Origin of the sequence: uncultured Pseudoteredinibacter sp. (assembly GCF_947500695.1) — a bacterium.
Classification (GTDB): Bacteria; Pseudomonadota; Gammaproteobacteria; order Pseudomonadales; family Cellvibrionaceae; genus Pseudoteredinibacter.
In genome coordinates this window covers 21,290-39,624 of the sequence record NZ_CANMSS010000003.1, presented here as the reverse complement: position 1 = coordinate 39,624, position 18,335 = coordinate 21,290, and the positions used below count along the sequence as shown (strand labels likewise).

Annotated in this window: 19 protein-coding genes; 8 read left to right on the top strand and 11 right to left on the bottom strand. The window is 46.2% G+C overall.

Going from position 1 to position 18,335, the window contains the following annotated elements:
* Nucleotides 1–137: 137 nt before the first annotated feature.
* From Q1A08_RS06845 to Q1A08_RS06830, 4 genes are all read right to left on the bottom strand, one after another.
* The gene (locus tag Q1A08_RS06845; protein ID WP_299771186.1) at nt 138–1,313 is read right to left on the bottom strand and encodes an MFS transporter; all 1,176 of its coding nucleotides are present in this window, start codon (nt 1,311–1,313) and stop codon (nt 138–140) included.
* A gap of 57 nt (nt 1,314–1,370) precedes the next feature.
* Nucleotides 1,371–1,739 carry a YqcC family protein gene (locus Q1A08_RS06840; RefSeq protein WP_299771184.1) on the bottom strand — a complete coding sequence of 123 codons (369 nt, stop codon included), beginning with the start codon at nt 1,737–1,739 and terminating at the stop codon, nt 1,371–1,373.
* A gap of 29 nt (nt 1,740–1,768) precedes the next feature.
* Complete coding sequence (gene dinG, locus Q1A08_RS06835; protein WP_299771182.1) at nt 1,769–3,898, bottom strand: ATP-dependent DNA helicase DinG; 2,130 nt, start codon at nt 3,896–3,898, stop codon at nt 1,769–1,771.
* A gap of 158 nt (nt 3,899–4,056) precedes the next feature.
* Entirely contained in the window at nt 4,057–5,205 is a 1,149-nt protein-coding gene (locus Q1A08_RS06830) for a 1-acyl-sn-glycerol-3-phosphate acyltransferase (protein WP_299771180.1), read from the bottom strand.
* Between the two features lie 212 nt (nt 5,206–5,417).
* Between Q1A08_RS06830 and Q1A08_RS06825 the strand changes: the two genes are divergently transcribed.
* The 6 genes from Q1A08_RS06825 (at nt 5,418) to Q1A08_RS06800 (ending at nt 10,411) form a co-directional block, all read left to right on the top strand.
* Nucleotides 5,418–5,900 carry a YchJ family metal-binding protein gene (locus tag Q1A08_RS06825; RefSeq protein ID WP_299771178.1) on the top strand — a complete coding sequence of 161 codons (483 nt, stop codon included), beginning with the start codon at nt 5,418–5,420 and terminating at the stop codon, nt 5,898–5,900.
* A 19-nt stretch (nt 5,901–5,919) separates the two neighbouring features.
* Entirely contained in the window at nt 5,920–7,005 is a 1,086-nt protein-coding gene (locus Q1A08_RS06820; protein WP_299771177.1) for a DUF3549 family protein, read from the top strand.
* Nucleotides 7,006–7,062: 57 nt separating this feature from the next.
* The gene (locus tag Q1A08_RS06815) at nt 7,063–7,995 is read left to right on the top strand and encodes a winged helix-turn-helix transcriptional regulator (protein ID WP_299771176.1); all 933 of its coding nucleotides are present in this window, start codon (nt 7,063–7,065) and stop codon (nt 7,993–7,995) included.
* 108 nt (nt 7,996–8,103) lie between these two features.
* Nucleotides 8,104–8,487, top strand: a complete 384-nt coding sequence (locus Q1A08_RS06810) for a hypothetical protein (RefSeq protein WP_299771175.1) — start codon at nt 8,104–8,106, stop codon at nt 8,485–8,487.
* A gap of 524 nt (nt 8,488–9,011) precedes the next feature.
* Nucleotides 9,012–9,374 (top strand): VOC family protein, encoded by a 363-nt coding sequence (locus tag Q1A08_RS06805; RefSeq protein WP_299771174.1) that lies wholly within the window; start codon nt 9,012–9,014, stop codon nt 9,372–9,374.
* A gap of 287 nt (nt 9,375–9,661) precedes the next feature.
* Nucleotides 9,662–10,411: a hypothetical protein gene (locus Q1A08_RS06800; RefSeq protein ID WP_299771173.1), complete on the top strand. Its 750-nt coding sequence runs from the start codon at nt 9,662–9,664 to the stop codon at nt 10,409–10,411.
* A gap of 37 nt (nt 10,412–10,448) precedes the next feature.
* Here the strand turns inward: Q1A08_RS06800 and Q1A08_RS06795 are convergent, their stop codons facing one another.
* Nucleotides 10,449–11,708, bottom strand: coding sequence for an FG-GAP repeat protein (locus Q1A08_RS06795; RefSeq protein ID WP_299771172.1), 1,260 nt, complete (start codon nt 11,706–11,708; stop codon nt 10,449–10,451).
* 131 nt (nt 11,709–11,839) lie between these two features.
* Between Q1A08_RS06795 and Q1A08_RS06790 the strand changes: the two genes are divergently transcribed.
* On the top strand, nt 11,840–12,313 hold the full coding sequence (locus Q1A08_RS06790) for a GNAT family N-acetyltransferase (RefSeq protein ID WP_299771171.1): 474 nt from the start codon (nt 11,840–11,842) through the stop codon (nt 12,311–12,313).
* 90 nt (nt 12,314–12,403) lie between these two features.
* On the opposite strand, the gene Q1A08_RS06785 is transcribed toward Q1A08_RS06790, so the two are convergent.
* The 6 genes from Q1A08_RS06785 to Q1A08_RS06760 form a co-directional block, all read right to left on the bottom strand.
* Nucleotides 12,404–13,261 carry a DUF1295 domain-containing protein gene (locus Q1A08_RS06785; RefSeq protein WP_299771170.1) on the bottom strand — a complete coding sequence of 286 codons (858 nt, stop codon included), beginning with the start codon at nt 13,259–13,261 and terminating at the stop codon, nt 12,404–12,406.
* Nucleotides 13,262–13,675: 414 nt separating this feature from the next.
* Nucleotides 13,676–14,011: a helix-turn-helix domain-containing protein gene (locus Q1A08_RS06780; RefSeq protein ID WP_299771169.1), complete on the bottom strand. Its 336-nt coding sequence runs from the start codon at nt 14,009–14,011 to the stop codon at nt 13,676–13,678.
* Nucleotides 13,998–14,402 carry a DUF1761 domain-containing protein gene (locus Q1A08_RS06775; RefSeq protein ID WP_299771168.1) on the bottom strand — a complete coding sequence of 135 codons (405 nt, stop codon included), beginning with the start codon at nt 14,400–14,402 and terminating at the stop codon, nt 13,998–14,000. Before Q1A08_RS06775 ends, Q1A08_RS06780 begins: the two co-directional genes overlap by 14 nt.
* Nucleotides 14,403–14,404: 2 nt before the next feature.
* The gene (locus Q1A08_RS06770) at nt 14,405–14,932 is read right to left on the bottom strand and encodes a hypothetical protein (RefSeq protein ID WP_299771166.1); all 528 of its coding nucleotides are present in this window, start codon (nt 14,930–14,932) and stop codon (nt 14,405–14,407) included.
* 108 nt (nt 14,933–15,040) lie between these two features.
* Nucleotides 15,041–15,589, bottom strand: coding sequence for a DsrE family protein (locus tag Q1A08_RS06765; RefSeq protein ID WP_299771164.1), 549 nt, complete (start codon nt 15,587–15,589; stop codon nt 15,041–15,043).
* Nucleotides 15,590–15,660: 71 nt separating this feature from the next.
* Nucleotides 15,661–16,749, bottom strand: a complete 1,089-nt coding sequence (locus Q1A08_RS06760; protein ID WP_299771163.1) for a TetR/AcrR family transcriptional regulator — start codon at nt 16,747–16,749, stop codon at nt 15,661–15,663.
* Nucleotides 16,750–16,844: 95 nt separating this feature from the next.
* Here Q1A08_RS06760 and Q1A08_RS06755 point away from each other — a divergent pair, with 95 nt between their 5' ends.
* Complete coding sequence (locus Q1A08_RS06755; protein ID WP_299771161.1) at nt 16,845–18,188, top strand: MATE family efflux transporter; 1,344 nt, start codon at nt 16,845–16,847, stop codon at nt 18,186–18,188.
* Nucleotides 18,189–18,335 lie beyond the last annotated feature (147 nt).

Here is an 18,335-nt window from a genome sequence, read left to right as displayed (position 1 = left end):
TTGCACTACTTAAGAGCTGCATTTGTTAAATTTTCAATTCAGGCTGTGGGTATATAGCAGACCTGATCGCCCGTAAGCCCTAGTAGGTTCCTAGAGAAGTCTACTAGGGCTTAGAGGCTATATTTTTTGATTTTGAACTACCTAATTTCATTCCCCGCACTTGGATTGCAAGGGATTTTTCTGGCTAGTATGAATGATACTAAGGCCATGGCGGCGCCTAATAGAAACACCGCGGCGCTGGATGTCATCCAGAGTAAACCAAAACTTACCGGGATAACGACAGCGGCAATATGGTTGATGGTAAAGCTTACTCCCGAGGTTGCAGCGATGTCTTTTGGATCGGCAATTTTTTGGAAGTAGCTGTTAATGGCGATGGCCATTGAGAAAAACAGGTGATCGATAATATATAGGCCGGCGGCTAGTTTAGCATCATTTACAAAAGCGTAGCTGACAAATACTAAAATTAAGCCGATGTACTCCAAACTTAATGCGGTGCGCTCGCCTACTCGGTTTATCCAGCGCCCAATCGGGGCGGCGATAACGCTATTGATCGCGTGATTGATTAGGTAGAGGGTAGCTATGTCGCTGACATCGTAGTGGAATTTTTCTACCATCATAAAGCCGGCAAATACCATAAAGATTTGTCGGCGTGCGCCACTCATAAAGACAAGGGCATAGTAGAGCCAGTAGCGTCTACGGAGGAAAAGGTTTTTATGCTGGGGCTCTCTCTCTGGGAATAGCGGGTAGGCCAGAAACATAAATAAGGCGAGCAGTATGCATAATCCCCCGCCCAGTATATAGGTGGTTTCATAACCGAGAGGCTGCCAGATAATAAAGGCGTAAACCACCATGGAGCTTGCCGAACCAATGCCGAGTAGCTTGCCCATTAGGGCCGGCGCTTGATCTTTAGGTAGCCATTGTAAAGTCAGTGATTTTTTAAGGGTTTCAAAATAGTGAAAGCCCACTGACATAATGAATGTGGTGCATAGCAGGCCTACGCTACTTGGCAGCAAGCCTGTTAATGACACCCCCAAGCCAAGGGTAAATAAGGACAGGATGGCGAAACGTTGCTCACGCAGGAACAAAAGAATAAATACTGCGGTAAATGCTAGGAAGCCTGGTATTTCTCTAACGCTTTGCAATAAGCCAATATCGGCGCCGTTAAATTGTGCACGCTCTACTACGAAATTATTGAGCAAGGCATACCAGGTGGAGAAGGCCAAGGGCATGGCGACTGTCATGAGGGCTAGCAGCGCATAGGGGGAGCGCCAGCCGGTGCCCGGGGTATTTATTTGCGCTGCGGTATCGCTCATTACACTCTCGCCTTTTTGCGGTCTTTACTTGAAGGGCTTATTTACCGTTTTAAGGCCCTACTGCCTAGTCTTAGGTATCGATACGCTGCTGTCTCCACCCAAACATTGATCAATATTATTTAAAGTAGGCACTACACTGTTAAGGATATGGCCGTCCGCTTTGTAAACTTCTTCAGCCATTGCGGCGATGCCACTTACCGCGGGTAAGTCAATTTTTTGCTCCAACATAAACTGTATGCGCGGAATAAAAATAAACTGCAACCACTGGCAAAAATCTAAGGTATCTACGCAAAAGGGCTGGGTACTGGTAAGCGCCTCAGCGCTTGGAGCTGTACTTTGCCACTGCCCCGTTTTTCGCAGAGCGGCTTCTAAATCGATGAGCAGAGCAGCCATTTGCTCGGCCTGATTGAGCTTTCTATCGGACATTTCGAGCTCCTACTCTTTGCTGACTGAGTTTAGAACTGACGAGCAAAGGGCGGCAGTGAATTTAATATCGCCTGACCATAGCGGCGGCTTAGCAATCGATTATCGAGCAAGGTTACTTGGCCGGTATCGCTTTCGGTTCGTAATAGGCGGCCACTGGCCTGAATCAACCTTACACAGGCGTCGGGGACGGTAATCTCCATAAAAGGATTGCCACCGCGCGCCTCAATCCATTCTGAAAGCGATGCTTCTACGGGATCATCAGGCACTGCAAAAGGTATCTTGGCGATCACTACATGGCTGCAATAAGGGCCAGGTAAATCGATACCTTCAGCAAAGCTGGCCAAACCAAAAATGACGCTTTGCATTTCACGATCAACCGCTTTTCTATGAGCGGTAATTATTTCCTGCTTGGATTTATCGCCCTGCATTAAGATCCGCCCCTGCCAAGACATAGGTAAACCTTCAAATACTTCGCGCATTTGCCGGCGGGAGGAAAACAAAGCCAGGCTACCTAACTCATCTTTTAATAATTTAGGTAGCAGCTCGATAATACTGTCGGAATGAGCCATTGCATTGCCAGCATCGGCGGCCTCTTTGGGGATCGCCAATGTGCCATTGCCTTGATAATCAAAGGGGCTGGGCACTGAGTTGTAACAACTATCAACAGGCGTACCGGCTCGCATACGAAAACGATCGAACTTTTGCAGCGCGGTTAAGGTGGCGGAAGTTACCACCGCACCACAGCATCGGCTCCATAAACCATAAGCCAAGGTGCCCGATGCCAGTATTGGGCTAGAACAAACTTCTAGATCAATATAGCCGCTGATTTCCACCACAGTAATCCAGCGCGCCGTTGGTGGTACGCCTTCTTTATCTGGGGTAGCAAATGTTTCCCAGAGAGCCGCATTGGCCTCGGCCCTTGCCTGCCAACTGCCCACCAGCGGATACCAATTTTCTAAATCGACCTTCGGTACTTCGCAATAGCTATCTTCCATGGCTTCTTCTAGCTCACGGGATATCTTGCCAAGTAGATCTTGCAAACGATCAAAGGCGCGATAAATTTCATCGCACTGCTCACGCTGCTCGGTAGGAATAACACCACCCTCAAAACGATAACGCAAATGGCGTTCATCGTCTTCGATGGTATCGGTTAAGGCTTGGAACGCCGGATAAATTTTATCGAGCTGTTGGCGAGCATCCAGCATAGCCGCTGGCAGTTGCTCGGCAAAATGATCGATATTGCCGGCTCCAGAAATATGCCCCAACATGGCGGCTAATTGTTTATTGCTTTGCTCCAACCACTTTGATGTCGATAACATGCGGCTATGATGAGCAAAGTGGCCCAAGGCCTTATCCGGTAGATGATGACCTTCGTCAAAAATATAAATAGCATCCTCAGGCGCAGGTAAAATTGCGCCTCCGCCTAACGCCAAATCGGCCAACACCAAGTCGTGGTTGGTAACAATACAATCCACATTACCAATATTATCGCGCGCTTTTAAAAAGCTGCAGCTGCTGACGTTTGAGCAACGTCTACCCGTGCACTGACGGTGATCGGTAGTTACCCGACGCCAAACATCGTCCTCGACACCATCAGCCCAACCGTCTTTATCACCATCCCACTCGTTCGCCGCTAAAGCATCCACCATATTTTGGTAAATCTTGATGCTCTGCTCATCAACACCACTGGCGTACTCTTCATAAAGTGCTTGGGTAGGATCTACCGGCACAGGCTCATCAGCGCTCTGCAGCAGGTTATCCAATTTACTGAGACACAAATAACGACCGCGCCCCTTAGCCAGAGCAAAACTAAATTGCATGCCGCTATTGTTGCGCACATCGGGCAGATCTTTATTCACAATCTGCTCTTGCAACGCAACAGTAGCGGTTGAGACCACCAGCTTTTTACCCAAGGCCTTAGCGATCGGCAGTGCCGCCAGCAAATATGCAACCGTCTTACCGGTACCTGTACCAGCCTCAACCACGCAAATATGCCCCTCATTATGGCGCTGATCTTGGTCATCCAAGACAATACCACCCAGAGTGCGAGCGATATCGGCAATCATCAACTTCTGCCCATATCGAGGTCGCAAGCCTTTGGCTTCTAGGAATTTACTGTAAGCACCTTGGATTTGGCGCTTGAGGTCGTTATTTAGCATGAATGTGCGTGAAACTACTGGATAAATATCAGGTAGAGGATTCTACCCTTTTTGGGACTTGGAGAATAGCCGCATGATCGGATGGTAAGAGCTGGCCATAAAAAACCCCAGCAAAGGTGCCAGGGCTTCTTAAAGTGCTACTTACAACGGTGAGCGACCTACTTAGACAGCTTATTACCCACCGTATTAGCATACATCGCCAAATAGATGTCGCGCTGCGCTTCGGGCACTTCAGCCAATCGGGATTCAAACTCGGCCTGCTCTTTGGTGTAAGCTTCCTCTTTAAAGTCCTCCGCACTAGCACCCACTTTAACCATAGGCCACTTGCCGTTGAGCTTTTCATAGGCGAAGCAGTTGCTGGGGAAGAGGCGGTATTCTAGACGAATCTGGCGATCAATTTCGGCGGCCACATCATCAGTATTCTCAAACTCACCGCGTAGCACCTCACCAAAGGCCACATGCACTCGACCTTTGTCACCCGTGATGCCCTGGGCAATACTGGCAATATCTTCGTGCTCGTCTTTCTCGTAAGCGCCGTCTTTAGCCTGCCTGTATAACTCGTTGGTTTTTATGCTGTCGCATGGGTCTAGCTCATAAGAAATAGCAACCGGCACGATATGCAGCTCATTAATATACTCGCTAAGACTGCGCTGCTTGCCCTTACTCAAGGCAATCATACTGATCACCGCTGGATTGGTAACATCCAAGCCATCTTTAGCACGCCCTTCTCGATGAGCAATCCAAATATTGGCATTCTCTTCATTAATGGAGTGGTGAATATAGCTGGAAAGGTGTTTGGCGGCCTTTAGCTTTTCACGTGGAGCGGTCGCCGAGCGATTAACGATAAAGCTCTTATTCAGACGCATCAAGTCGGACACATAGGGCTTAGTCAGTAAGTTATCACCTATAGCAATACGTACTGTATCAAAGTCATTTTTGTGAAGGGCCATACCTACAAAGGCCGGATCCATAGCAATATCGCGATGATTACTAATAAACAGGTAAGATTTATTGCGATCAAGCTTTTCAATACCAGAGATGCTCAACCCTCTAGATGTACTGGCGATCATTTTATCCATATAGGACTTTACCACCACCTGGAAGTCTTCCACATTTTTCACGCTTGCTAAGCGGCGCTTTAGCGCAAACTTAATGATAGGGCGTAACAGGCCGCCCATAAGGCCATTTAAGCGTGGAAAGCGAAAGGCCGCTACTGCTTGTAGTAACTCTGGATCTTCTAGAATCTTGTCCAGTGTGGGCCGAACTTCGGCATCATTATAGGGACGGATATCGTCAAACTTGCTCATAGTCTTCCTGCAGCAAAATAAGCGGTCGAGCTATTGTTATTATGGCCTGACCAAAACCTGCCAACATACCGAAAACAGGCCCCAAAAGCTATAAGTTCAAGACTTATAATGCTTATAACATGCCTATAAGAGCGGGGGCTCCAACTAGGGTTGGACTAGTCTCTCGTGTTAAGATCGCGAGTTTTTAATAGGGATAACTATCATGGGCCGCTATGTCCGCTAAGCTCTCCGCCAGCAATTGCTATTGCCAAAGCCAAGCCAGCTTTGAAGATTGCTGCCAAGCGATTCTGGCGGGCAAAGCAGCTGCCACTGCCGAAGCCCTAATGCGCTCGCGCTATACAGCTCATGCCTTGGGGGATATCGATTACCTGATGGCCACTTGGCAGCATAGTGCTGGCCAAGCAGAAGACACCCGAGCCTGGGTAGAAGCCCACGATTGGCTGGGCCTGCAAGTATTGCAATGTCGCAAAGGTGGTAGCCAACAAAACGAAGGCACAGTAGAGTTTATCGCTTACTATCGCCCCAAAGGCAGCCGCGAGCGTTTGGCCCATCACGAGCTATCCAGCTTTAGTAAAATTGACGGTCGCTGGCTCTATGTTGAAGGCAGCACCCCACAAAAGGCGCCGAAAAAAACTGGGCGTAACGATCCCTGTCCCTGCGGTAGCGGCTTAAAATTTAAGCGCTGCTGCGCCTGATCTGTATAGGACTTTTATCATGAGCGCTGCAATCAGCACCCTCTACCAATTATTAGAAAATATGCAGGTGAACTGTCGTTGGTTTGATGCCGGCCACCGCATTAGCAAGCTAAGCCAAAGCCAATGGCAGCAATTTGAAGGCGGACAAATCGGCTACCCTCACCCCTATCTAAAACAAGCTTACCTTGGCCTAGCTTTTTGGCCGGAAGATGATCAGCGCAAGCAGCAAGTACAACTGTGGTGCTTGCGCTTTCCTTTGGACGAGCAGGGCAAATTAGACCTAGCCAGCCGCGACCAGTTTTTAAAACACTTATTAATTGCCCTAAGCAGTAATTTGGAAGCCGCCAAAAAAGACGAACAACTCACGGCGGTGCTTGAGGGCAATCCTTACGTTTTCAAACCCAGCGAAGAAAAGCAGGCCAACCTGCATGCGATTGTTAGCCAACAATTAAAGCAGCCCCATAGCGCTTTTATGAGTACCGCGCTGGAGTATTTCGCTAAACCAGAAGGTGATGACTGGCAACAATTAGGCATTCAAGGCTTGGCCGATTTAGCCTGTCGCTGGCAGGACTATCAAAACGAAATTTGTGCGGCTATTGCAAATTTACCAAGCCCGGTCCTATGCAGCTTTTGTCACTGCTTAGAACACCATGCAATTAACGGCCGAATCGCCGACGCCCTAGTTTTACGCTTAGAAAATACTATTGAAGATAGCGATGCAAAAGCCGAGCAAATTGCCCTTATGCGCGGCGTCAGTTTTTGCCAAGATGCTACACGAGTCGAAAAGGCGTTAAACCTTGTATTATCCAGCCCAGTAATCATGGATGTCGAAATGCTGGTTAGCCTTAGCAGCCGCTGTAGCGAGCAACTGGTAAGCGATAAATACGCCCTAGTATTTTTAGAGCATCTAGCAGCAGCCGGCAATGATGTTTTCGCCGCCGTAGTACAAGAGCTTTTATTCCAAGCGCCGTTACGCGAAACTTTACTGCGCTTCATTCGCTCTCCTGATCGCTCCGAAACTTTGAGCCAAGCCATTGGCCATTTATTTTCACAACCAAAGCCCCAAACGGCCACAGAAGATAAAGCTGCTGAGCAAAAGCACTAACGACAGCGAACCGTAAAACCTTAAGAAGAAAGCAACACAAAAAAGTACAGAGAATTAATGAAAGCGCCCAGCCATATATTGCAAACTATCGCCGACGGATTGGACTTGATTGCTAATCGCTGGACACTCAGTATTCTGCAAGCGGCTTTTCAGGGTTGCTGTCGCTTTGACGACTTTCTAAGCCAAACAGGCATTAGCCGGGCGACCTTAAGTCGACGCTTAGAAGAACTAACACACCATAAGATACTCATCAAAACCCCCAGTGATCATCCGCGTCGCTTTTTATATGTTTTTAGTGAACGCGGCCTTGGGCTATTAAATGCCTCCTTACTCGCCCGCGAGTTAGAAGCGGCTTGGAGCGGCCAGGCACCCAGACCTTTGAAACACACTAGCTGCGGCCATGCGTTTCATGCCAAGCTTATTTGCCAGCATTGTAAAGAAGCGCTACACGATAAAGATATTACCTGGCAGCAGCTGGCTCATGGCCGCGACGAGTTACAAGAGCTAAACCAACTGCAAGCCTTGAGCATAAAAGGCCAAGGCAAGCGCCCCAGGGAAAGCGCGGTATTTAAAAACAGCGCAGGCGACAATAAACAGAGCATAGTCGCCAATATTATTGGCGACCGTTGGTGTCTACTCATTATTATCGCCAACCTTCTCAAGGTAGAGCGCTTTGATGATTTCCTAAAACTGCTCAATATCGCGCCCAGTACCTTAAATGCACGCCTTAAGCTATTTCAAGAACAGGGTTTAATGGTAAAACAACAATACCAAGATAACCCACCGCGCTTTAATTACCAGCTCAGCAAGAAAGGCTTAATGGCCGGGCGCTTTATCAGTGAATTACGCCAATGGGTATTGGCCGGCGATGAACAGGGCAAAGCCATTAGCAGCCAATTGATCCACAAGACTTGTGGGGCAAGTTTACAGCAGCAGCTGGTTTGCGGGCATTGTAACAACCCAGCCACCGCTAGCGAACTTGTCTCATAGACGATATCCTCTTATGCTAAGAACTCAAGCTGGTGAGAAATTCGCCCCATCAAGCCATCCTTGCATATCACCATAGAACTATAACTAATATCTCATGGACCTTAGAATATGGACATTCTTATCAAGTTCTTAATAGCGTTAGCTTTCACAGTAATAATACTATCAGCAATATATTTATTCGGTTGCCCCATCATTAGCGAGTATCAAATGAAGGTATTGCCAGGCATAGCCATAAGCTCCGGCGTGCTTGTAGCCTCTCTATCGTACCTAAAGGATAAAGAAAAATTCAAAGATGAAAGGCAAGTGAAGCACGATGAATTTCAATTACGGATAGCAAAAGAGGGTTTTGAAGAAGTCTACAACCTACTCAAAGATCTAAATAACTCTAGAGTAGTCTGGATAAGAGCCTCGAGAGTCCTACTAAATACGCTCAAATTAGGCTCCTCGATAAAATCAGAACAGATCAAGGAGGCATATGAAATCATAAAGTAAGATCTAAGATCCAAGTTATACAGATTACTTCACATCTCCCCCCAAGATCCGCTGCAGTCTGACAAGGAATCACTACCTCCACAGTTCTTTTACGGCATCGAGAATTGGAGAGACAAGTCGATTTCTATAAACGATGCGGCGATTCTTTCACGCTCTAAAATAAAGGCCTATTACTCTACTCCAGATAAGATTACACCTGAACCCAAAATATCTGAGCTCGATGATAGATCTGTTGTAGCAATTTATGACTTCATACTGCCAACAGAGGATTCTTTTCAAGACCCTTTATCAAAAGTTGAAGTCTGGACGAGCAACCCCAACTTTGAAAGTGGCATCAAACAAGGACCCTCAAAGTATATACACCACCTAAATCGTTATTATGTGGCCGATGGAAAGCTGTTTGAGAGAGAAACGAGAGACGAGTAATAAAAAGTTACATAAGCAAGCAGCCCACTCAGCACTACTGACAGTGTGTGACATTGAAAAAAGGTAAGATATCTTTATGATCACTAAAAGGGTTTACCATGAAGATGAATTACTTTGTTCTAGGCACCAATAATATGACCGCTGCCATTCAATTCTATGACGCGCTCTTCGAGCTGACCGACTATAAGCAGACTTTTGCGACCGATAGAATGACTTATTGGCAGGGCGAAGACAGTGATTCGGCATTTGCTGTAGCCATCCCTTTCAATGAAGGGCCCGCAACAAATGGCAATGGCACCATGGTGGGATTTAGCCTAGGCTCTAGCGAGGAGGTTTCAAAGCTATACAAAAAAGCGCTGAAGCTAGGCGGCCGCTGCGAAGGCGAACCCAATCAGCGGGGCCCTCGCTTCTCAGCCTATGTTAGGGATTTAGATAATAATAAAATCGTTTTTTCGAACTAGGGGCTTTCTTCAAGCTCAACTTATCAGGTAAAGCAGAGGCGGCCCTTTGTCGCCCACACACCCCACTTTAATACAACAACCTCCACAAAACCCTAGCACTTACCTCCTGCAAAGCACTCCAATCAAACAAAAACTATCAACACCTTAGTTGGCATTTCAGGTTACACCGTTGCCGAAAATTTTGGCCAGTGATTAAATTAATTCTCTCCCTACCGACGTTTAAATCGGGTAGAGCATCACACATTTACATTTCAGAATTCTCTAAGCCCTCCCCCTGGAAGACAACATTGTATAGACATCTACTACTCGCCATCTTAGCCCTTACTAACCCAACTATTGCTGCAACTGTAAACACCCACACAAACCTTGCTGATTTCGAATCAGCTTTAAACTCAATCCCGCACAGTTCAACATTAGAAGACTTCTCTACGGTAAGTACCAACTACACAATGAGTAATCTTGATAAGGGGGATTTGTGGCGAGGCTTTTTTGCACGAAGAGTTGGAACAGGGGGATTTGGTGACTCAGGGTACTGCCCTTTGCTGAGCGACCCAGTAGACTCTACCCCTACCCGCTGCTTAAACTACAACCCATCTTCACCAGACTTACCTGGAATATCAGGATCTTTTGACGCCCTGAACGCTGCCTCAATTGTGTTCACCCCTCTAGAAACAAACAGGGTGTTCGGATTCCACTTTGATTTTGTCGATTGGAATGACGGAGGGGTTCGCTCTGAACTCGTAGTTAACCTCAGTGACGGCACCAATCTTCCTGTATCAGGATCTGCCAATATTGGCGGCGCACCAGCACAGTTCTTTGGATTTACGCTGGATTCTACCGCAATATCGCAAGGAGTATACATCGAGAATATTGAGTGGAAAGGGGTTACTTCCGAGCTCGTTGGCTTCTGGAATATAGGAACACGCTATAAGCCAAGCACAACAGCAAGCATTCCCATAATGCCATATTGGTCCTACATCACCTCTCTTATCTTGCTAATAGGCATAGGGCTTCAAGCTTTGCGGCTAAAAGTATAAGAAGGACTCTCCTCATATAAAATTAGAACAAAGAAACCTACTGCTTTGTAGTTTGGATATAGGCAACACCACTGTTTACACCTTTATCCGCACGGTTAGGTGAAGCAATAATAATATGAGATTGCTCTTCGGTATCCTTGATACTTAAAGACTGCGCTATATTCCAGCCAAACCTATCACCCAATTTACCGTCCTTCGCTAAAATTTTAGACGCCAAGATCCAATTCTTGTTTGATCTTTTGTACACATACACAGCCCCAGCATCATCGCCATTCACATCGTGATTCATCGCGCTGATAATAGCGGTATCATTTAACAATGAGACGCCACGACCGAACCGATCATCGGCCTTGCCATCAGGTGAAATTAACTTAACTTGCTGAGCCCACCTACCCTGTGTTCGCTCAAAAATATAAGCTGAACCAGCATCAATACCAATACCCTCAACATCATCCCTTCTGGCTGAAATCAATGCCGTATCGCCTGATAAGGAAACTCGCACCCCAAAGATATCCGTGTGCCCACCATCAGCCGCCATTAGCTTAGCCTGCTGCTGCCATTTACCATTTTCAAATACAAACGCATAAACCGCACCCGCTTTTTCGGCTTTTTCATCATTTAAATCCGCTCCCACTAAAACCGTATTGCCATCAATAGTCACACTGATACCAAAGAGGTCGCCTTCAGCTCCATCACTTGCGGTTAATTTTTTTTGAAATTTCCACATTCCTTTTTGACGCTGGTAAACATAGGCCGAGCCGGAGTCTTTCGCCAATGCATCGCTCCGGGGAGCGCCAATTACCATGATATTTTCTGTAAGTGCAATACTCTGCCCAAATGCGTCTCCAGCCATTCCATCATCGGCTACAAGCCAAGTTTTCTCCTCCCATTTGTTGCTCTGCTTTTCGAACACCAGAACAGCTCCCGCATCTTCAGCAACATCATCCCGTCTCGACACACCAAGTACTGCCGTACTACCTTTAAGAGCCACATTGCCACCCAAGGTATCACCAGCCTTTGGTTCACGGGCAATCAGCTTACTATCAAGAGTCCACCCTTCTGAAGTCAGCTTATAAACATAGGCTGCACCGGCGTCTGGCACAGGGCCCAACTGAGACTCTAAGTCAGCATTGAAAGCGCCAATCAAAGCTGTATCGCTATCAATCGCTACGCTAAATGCGAAAGAATCACCAGGTTTACCGTCATAGGCCTGCAATTTCTGTTGCCCGGCACTTAAATGGGTGGCCCAGAATACAGTGATTACAAGTAAGATTTGCCGTTTCAGTATTTTCAACATCAAGATAGCTCTTTTGAATCAATGGTTTTCCCGATAGAGTACCGGACTGTTAGATCTGGATATTAACGGGAAGAGCGTCCAACACAAACAGTACTGGGCTAAATAGAGCAACAGAGACGATAAATAAGCAAATGATTACCCACCTTAAGCAGCAATCTATGGGGATCGCCCTAGCAATTCACGAGGTTTTTCAGGCCTCCTATAAGATCGAAGCTGAGCTAATAGGGGCAGACAACTTCCCACCATTATCGAGAAGTGTTCAAGATATCGCCCACTCAAGCAGTATGTTTTATGGTTACTATGCAGATGGCGAAATCGCTGGGGTGATTGAGCTCGCTCAACTAAACGATCAGCTAGATATTAATAGCTTAGTCGTTTCACCAGAGCACTTTAGAAAAGGTATTGCCGGAAAACTCATAGAGCATGCACTTACGCAGTTTAGCTATGACGAGGCCGTTGTAGAAACAGCTACCGCGAATAAACCCGCTATCCAACTCTATCAGAAGCATGGCTTTGTTAAATTTAAGCAGTGGGTGCCAGATCACGGCGTTACTAAAACCGCTTTGGTGCGCCGCAGCGATAAATCAAGAGAACAACAGAAATAAGGCACGCGAAGCGATAGAATTGTTTATAGTTAAAGGCAACAGAAGAATAGAGCGAGCATTCATTGCTTACTCTATTCATTTATTTTCAAATTAGCGCTTCAACTTCGGAATCAAAACCGGCGTATTTTGCTTGTACGCTTGATACTCCTCCTCCTCTCCCCAACGCTTGTCCGCACCAGCCTCAAGCCCAGGAATACCAGAAATACGGGTTAATAATACGATAACAAATACTGGGCTTAACAATGCCGCATACTGCCAACCTTGAAGAACTGGCAGCGCTAGAATCGCTACGCCAATCCATAAGCAGATTTCACCGAAATAATTTGGGTGGCGAGAATAGGCCCATAAGCCACTATCAATATAGCGGCCTTTATTGGCAGAATCGGCACGGAAAATACGCTTTTGGCGATCTGAAATAGCTTCAAAGGCAAAGCCCAATAACCATAAAGCAATCGCGAAACCATCCCACAACTGCAGCTCCAAGGTGGCCTCGCTACTGATAGCCGCAAGTGCCGCTGCGGCGGTAAAAGAAACCCATAGGCCTTGCAGCGTCCAGACCACAAAGAAACGAGCAAAGTTAGGCTTTATCTCATCGAAGCGATGATCCGAGCCATCTTGCAAAATACGGGTAAACAGAAAGCTACCCAAACGCAGCGCCCAAACCAAAACCATCGCCAGCAAAACAATGCTCCGGGTATCTTCTTTGGCCGCCAAGAAAAAGGCCAGCAAGGTGACACTGATATAGGTGAGACTGCCCGTTAGATCAAAGTAACGCTCGGTTTGCCAAATATAAGCCGGAATAAACATCAGCCATTGCACGGCGAAAGCTAGCCCCATGCAAATAGCGAATATCGGCCAATCAAAAGCCATCAAACTATGGCTACTTCCCGCATAGCCCAAACCCGCCGCAACCAATGCGATCACCAATAAGAATTTCAACGCCCGCATATACTTCGCCATAAGGCCCTCGCTTTTAATTATTTTCTACGTATTGCTAAAGATTTAGGATCACCGACTAACGTTACTATCACTATAAGACTTAAAAGAGGCCAAAGCAAGCTGCCAAAAACGTCACTTTCTATGGCCCACATTGACTAGTTAGACTTAGCTATTCAAGACAGCCCTCAAGGATTAGACCATAGAGTCTATGTAGTTTGCATATATAACTAAGGAGCTTTGATTTCAAACCTTAAACAGGAGATAAACGAAAAATCATGATCACCGACAACAACAATGAACAGCAGACATCACCATCACTTTTAAGAAAATTCTAAGCATCCCCCAAAAGCACATTTATATCCGCCAAAGAACAGTGGCTAGGCTACTCGAGAGGGAGAAGCTTTAGGGACAACGATAAGAAGTTTATTGCTGACTGCTCTCATTCTTGCTCAACACTCTGTGTAGCCAACCGTTTATTAAGGGCTTCAACGCCCCATTTTTGATATAAAGCCTTTGGGTTTTCCCTTCAGAAAACCGCTCAAGCAAACCAGCTTCTTCTAAATTATTAAGGCGGCGCATAATAGAAAACCTGGAAACAGGAAAACGTTCACACAAAACCCCTGTCGTTATTCCAGGCTCTTCTAGAATGATGTCAAGCAGTTCTCTAGTGACTCGATCAGCGAAAGCTGAGAAGATCTTATTGAGCGATGAGTTGTCGTATTCTTGGCTAATAGTAACCTCGGTCTCAGCTAAGCCCATAAATTATCAATGAGGCCATGACAACAGAAAATAGCTCAAAGCCACTATCAATAAAAAATAGTATCGCAGGCCTATCTTCCCAAAAAATCATCTTAAACATGGCGTTGATGGAGAAGCAGAACCATATTCCAGCACCAAATAGAGCGGCCAAGCCCCATGAGCTAGGTTGAATGTAACTAAACAGTACCATTATACCGATAGCTGTTGCTGCTGAAGCTACCACACTTGCAGAAACAGCTCGCAAAATGGACAACCCTGAACCATCAACATCCTCCCTTTTGATACCTAGGGCTTTCATCCATGGCTTGGAAAACAACACGCTATACCAAAAGAACCCCCCAAAGAATGAAACCGCCGTTGCCAAGCCCAACGCCATAAAATTAAAGCTCATTCTTAGTCCTCGCTCTGCCTGTGGAAAACTAACTTCATTGTCGGCACACTAACTTCATTGGGCTTTTCTTTATAAGTACTTATTGTAAAACCCTCTTCACCACCTGAAATCAATGTGTAACTGAGGCTTCTGACTTCACCCTCAAGCCCTGAGTTTTGAAACTGAAACACTCCACCTTTACTGAGCGTACCAACCTTCAGCCCCAAGCCTTTGTTAAAACTATCAACCCAAACCAGGGAATATTTTCCTATAGGCTTTTCGCGAGAAATAATTTCTGTCAGATTAAAGCCCTTCATTGGGCCATCTATACTTGTATATTCAATAATGACAGAGTTTTTGGCGGGTCCCCATGTGGCGGTCGCCACTCCACTCCCAACAGACTCGCGCCCCATCATGCTTTCAACTACAACCCACTTTCCAACGAACATGGCCAAAGGGTTATCAGGCTTCTTGATTTGCGTAGCTGCGCCAGCCATAACTAATCTGGCCAATCCGCAGGTCAACATCAACACCATTAATACACGCTTCATCCTCACTCCATCTATATGTGCGACATTTCGCACATATAAACATATGTGAAATTCTGGCGCAAGCACACCGCCATAAACTGTTAACTCACGTTAGCTGAAAACTTCAGGTCAAAATGGATTAAGCGTATAGCCATTCTGCTGCAATAGGGCATGGGCTGTCATTGCAGAAAGTGACATTTGCACACCTTGGTAGAGATCTTCGTTTTTAATACCGTAATAGGCCGCCGTTTGGCCACACAGGAAGACTTGGGTATTGTTATCTAGCAGTGCTTGTAACAGGGGTAGATTTGGGTTCTCTGCCAACTCTTTTTCCGTACGAGCCTTATTATGCAATAAATCATTTGCTGCCTTACCATGGACAACAAGGGCAAGCTCAATATTTTCGGGTTTCACTCCAGCGGCCACATGCATATTGATAAAACGAGCCAACGAATTAAAGCTGCGATTTAGCTTGCCTTCTTCGGCAGGCTTCCCGACATCAAAAGCCACTTTAAATTTAGCATCTGAATTGACCGTCTTGCTCTGATTAACTTTGGCATTTTCGCCAAAATTCTTAATCTGCGGGCCAGGTGTAAAAGCATCGGGGCCTGCCATGGCGCTGTTCAATACACTTAAGCTCAGAAGCGATACTAGCAAAACCGCATTAAAAAACTTCACTTTTACACCTTCCTTTATTATTTGCACTACTATTCAATTATTCACTGGATTTGGTAAATACCTTAATTGCTTTAATTCAAACCCTGGCGAATAAAACGCATTAGGTATTCTTTAACTTCATCCTCGGTGTAATCCTGCACACTCCAGTAGCGCAGTGACCAAACATTACAGAAGAAATACACCATATTAGCCGCTAGGCGTGATTTCGGGGCATCGAAAACGCCTTCTTTGTTGCCTTCAATAATGATGGCTTCCCAAAGCTGGGTGAACTTGCGCTCGATATCAAAAACCTTCTCGCGATTATGGCGGCTCAGTGCACGAGTTTCACGATAAACCAGATTAATATAACGACGGTTTTTTGAAATGTACTTCATATAAGCCGAGACCGCTTCTTCCAGCTTTTGTACTGGAGGATGATCGGTACTCATCTCTTCATACATATAATCGAAGATCTCTTCCATGCAGCCACTGGTGATCATAAAGAGCAGATCTTCTTTACTCTCGATGTACTGGTACATGGTAGAAATTGGCAAACCAGCTGCCTTAGCCACTTTACGGATGGTAGTGGCCGCATAGCCTTCTCGACCTATGACTTCACAGGCACCTTCAAAGATACGACGCTTCTTATCTTCGATGGCCTGCTCTTTGGCACTCAGGGGGGCACTCTTACTAGCAACTGGCTGCTGCTCATTGCGGGCAGCGACAATTTCTTCGGCTTTTGCCGCGGCTTCACCAATATCGTACCAAATACCTTGCAGATTATATTCGGCGATTAGCGTTTCGGGGCTCGCCTTATGTTCCGCAGCACCGCGAAACAGCTGTACACGTATGGCACAGCGTTCGCCATTTTTGAAAATCACTTCGGCGACGGCTTGTAAACAAGCCCCCTCACCTTGAGCGAAGGCATTTAGGTGGGTGTTTTCAATACGTAAAAGGCGATGCTTTTCTTGGCTGCGTAATAATTCATGTGCAGCAACCCAAGCCATGCGGGCACAGGCATCATCCAGTACCCAAGCATGATTACCGACATCTTCCTTGGTTAGATCCGACTCAATGCAAACGCCTTTTTCACTCGTGCGTTTACGAATACTGTAGCTGCTTTCTATTTTGTTAAGCTTTTGCTCAAGACTTTTATTTGCAGTTTGTTTGTCTTCGGCCATTGGGTCCCCCAAATTTTGCCCAATTGTATCAAATCCATTGAATAAAGAATGCATTATTATACAATTATTGTTTATCACCACTTACAATTAACCCTATGCATAACCGTACCTCTGTCAGCCATGCTCCGGCGGGTCGCACCTTTTTAAAATACTTGCTGCCCTCACTTATCGGCCTACTAGCCATCTCCTCGGCATCTATCGTGGACGGCATTTTTATCGGCCGCTATGAAGGTGAAACCGCTCTGGCAGCCATCAACCTGCTGATCCCTATTTTCTCGATGTATGCCGGGCTTTTTTATATGCTCGCCGTCGGCGGCTCGGTATCAGCCGGCAAGTGGATTGGCGAACAAAATCTTGACGATAGCTCAGCGATTTTCAGCAAAACCCTAATCGCACTAGCACTGATATCAATACTCTTTGCCGGCAGTAGCTTTCTGCTGGCTGATGCCCTTTATGGCCTACTAGGCGCGCAAGACTCACTGAAAGAGCTGCTTAATGATTATTTCAAAACCTTACTGCCATTTTTACCCATTCAAGCTTTAAGCGTAGGCCTATACTTCTTTGTGCGCATTGCAGGCAAACCTGCTCTCGCATCAGCTGCTTTGATAGCCGCCGCCGTTTTAAATATTGCCCTGGATTATCTATTTATCGCAAAACTCGATCTAGGGTTATACGGTGCGGCCCTTGCTACTGGGCTTTCTCAGTTATCGGCTTTACTGGTCTTACTGTTATACTTTTTTCAGAGAGATAAAATTCTGCATTTCAGCACTCGTCAAAAGAACTGGAGCAGCCTTGCTGCAAGCGCTTTTAATGGGCTTTCTGAGTTTATTAATGAGATGTCGGCTGGCACTGTCGCATTTATTATTAACTTACTCATTATCAAACAATTAGGCACTCAAGGCTTAGCGGCGTTCAGCCTGGTCAATTACACGATGTTTATTGGTCTTCTAGTCAGCTTCAGTATTGCCGATTGCCTGCAGGCACTAAGCAGCCAGTGTTATGGCGCCAAGCAATGGGACCAGCTCCGCCGTTTCTTGCTCATTGCATTAGCGAGCAGCATCTCCGTCGGTATCGCTTTTAGTGCTTTACTACTCAGCTCGGCTGATTCGATTATGGCGGTATTTATTAAAGGTCAAAATCCTGAGTTACTTGAGCAAGCCATGTTGTTTGCCAGTATTTTGTGGCCGGTGTTTATTTTAAATGGCTTGAACATTACCCTTTCAGCCTATTTAACAGCTCTACATAAAGCCGCCGCTTCATCTCTAATCGCCCTATGCCGAAGTTTAATTTTACCTTTGTTGTTTATTACCTTGTTCATTAACTTTCTACCCGAGTATTCGCCGGTGCTGAGCATTACCTTGGCAGAGGGTTTTACCTTGATTGTGGCAATATTGCTGTATTGGAGGTTTCGCATCTCTAGAATGAAAGCTAAGAATTAGTAAGTGCCGACCTGACCGCCTGCCATGAACCTAGACCGCTTTGATGGGCACGCAAAAAGCAGCATCCATGCTAGCTCGTCTCCTCCTCCAAGTCGGAGACGGCCCTTCAAAGCGATCTAGGTTCATGACATTCTACGACAAAATGAC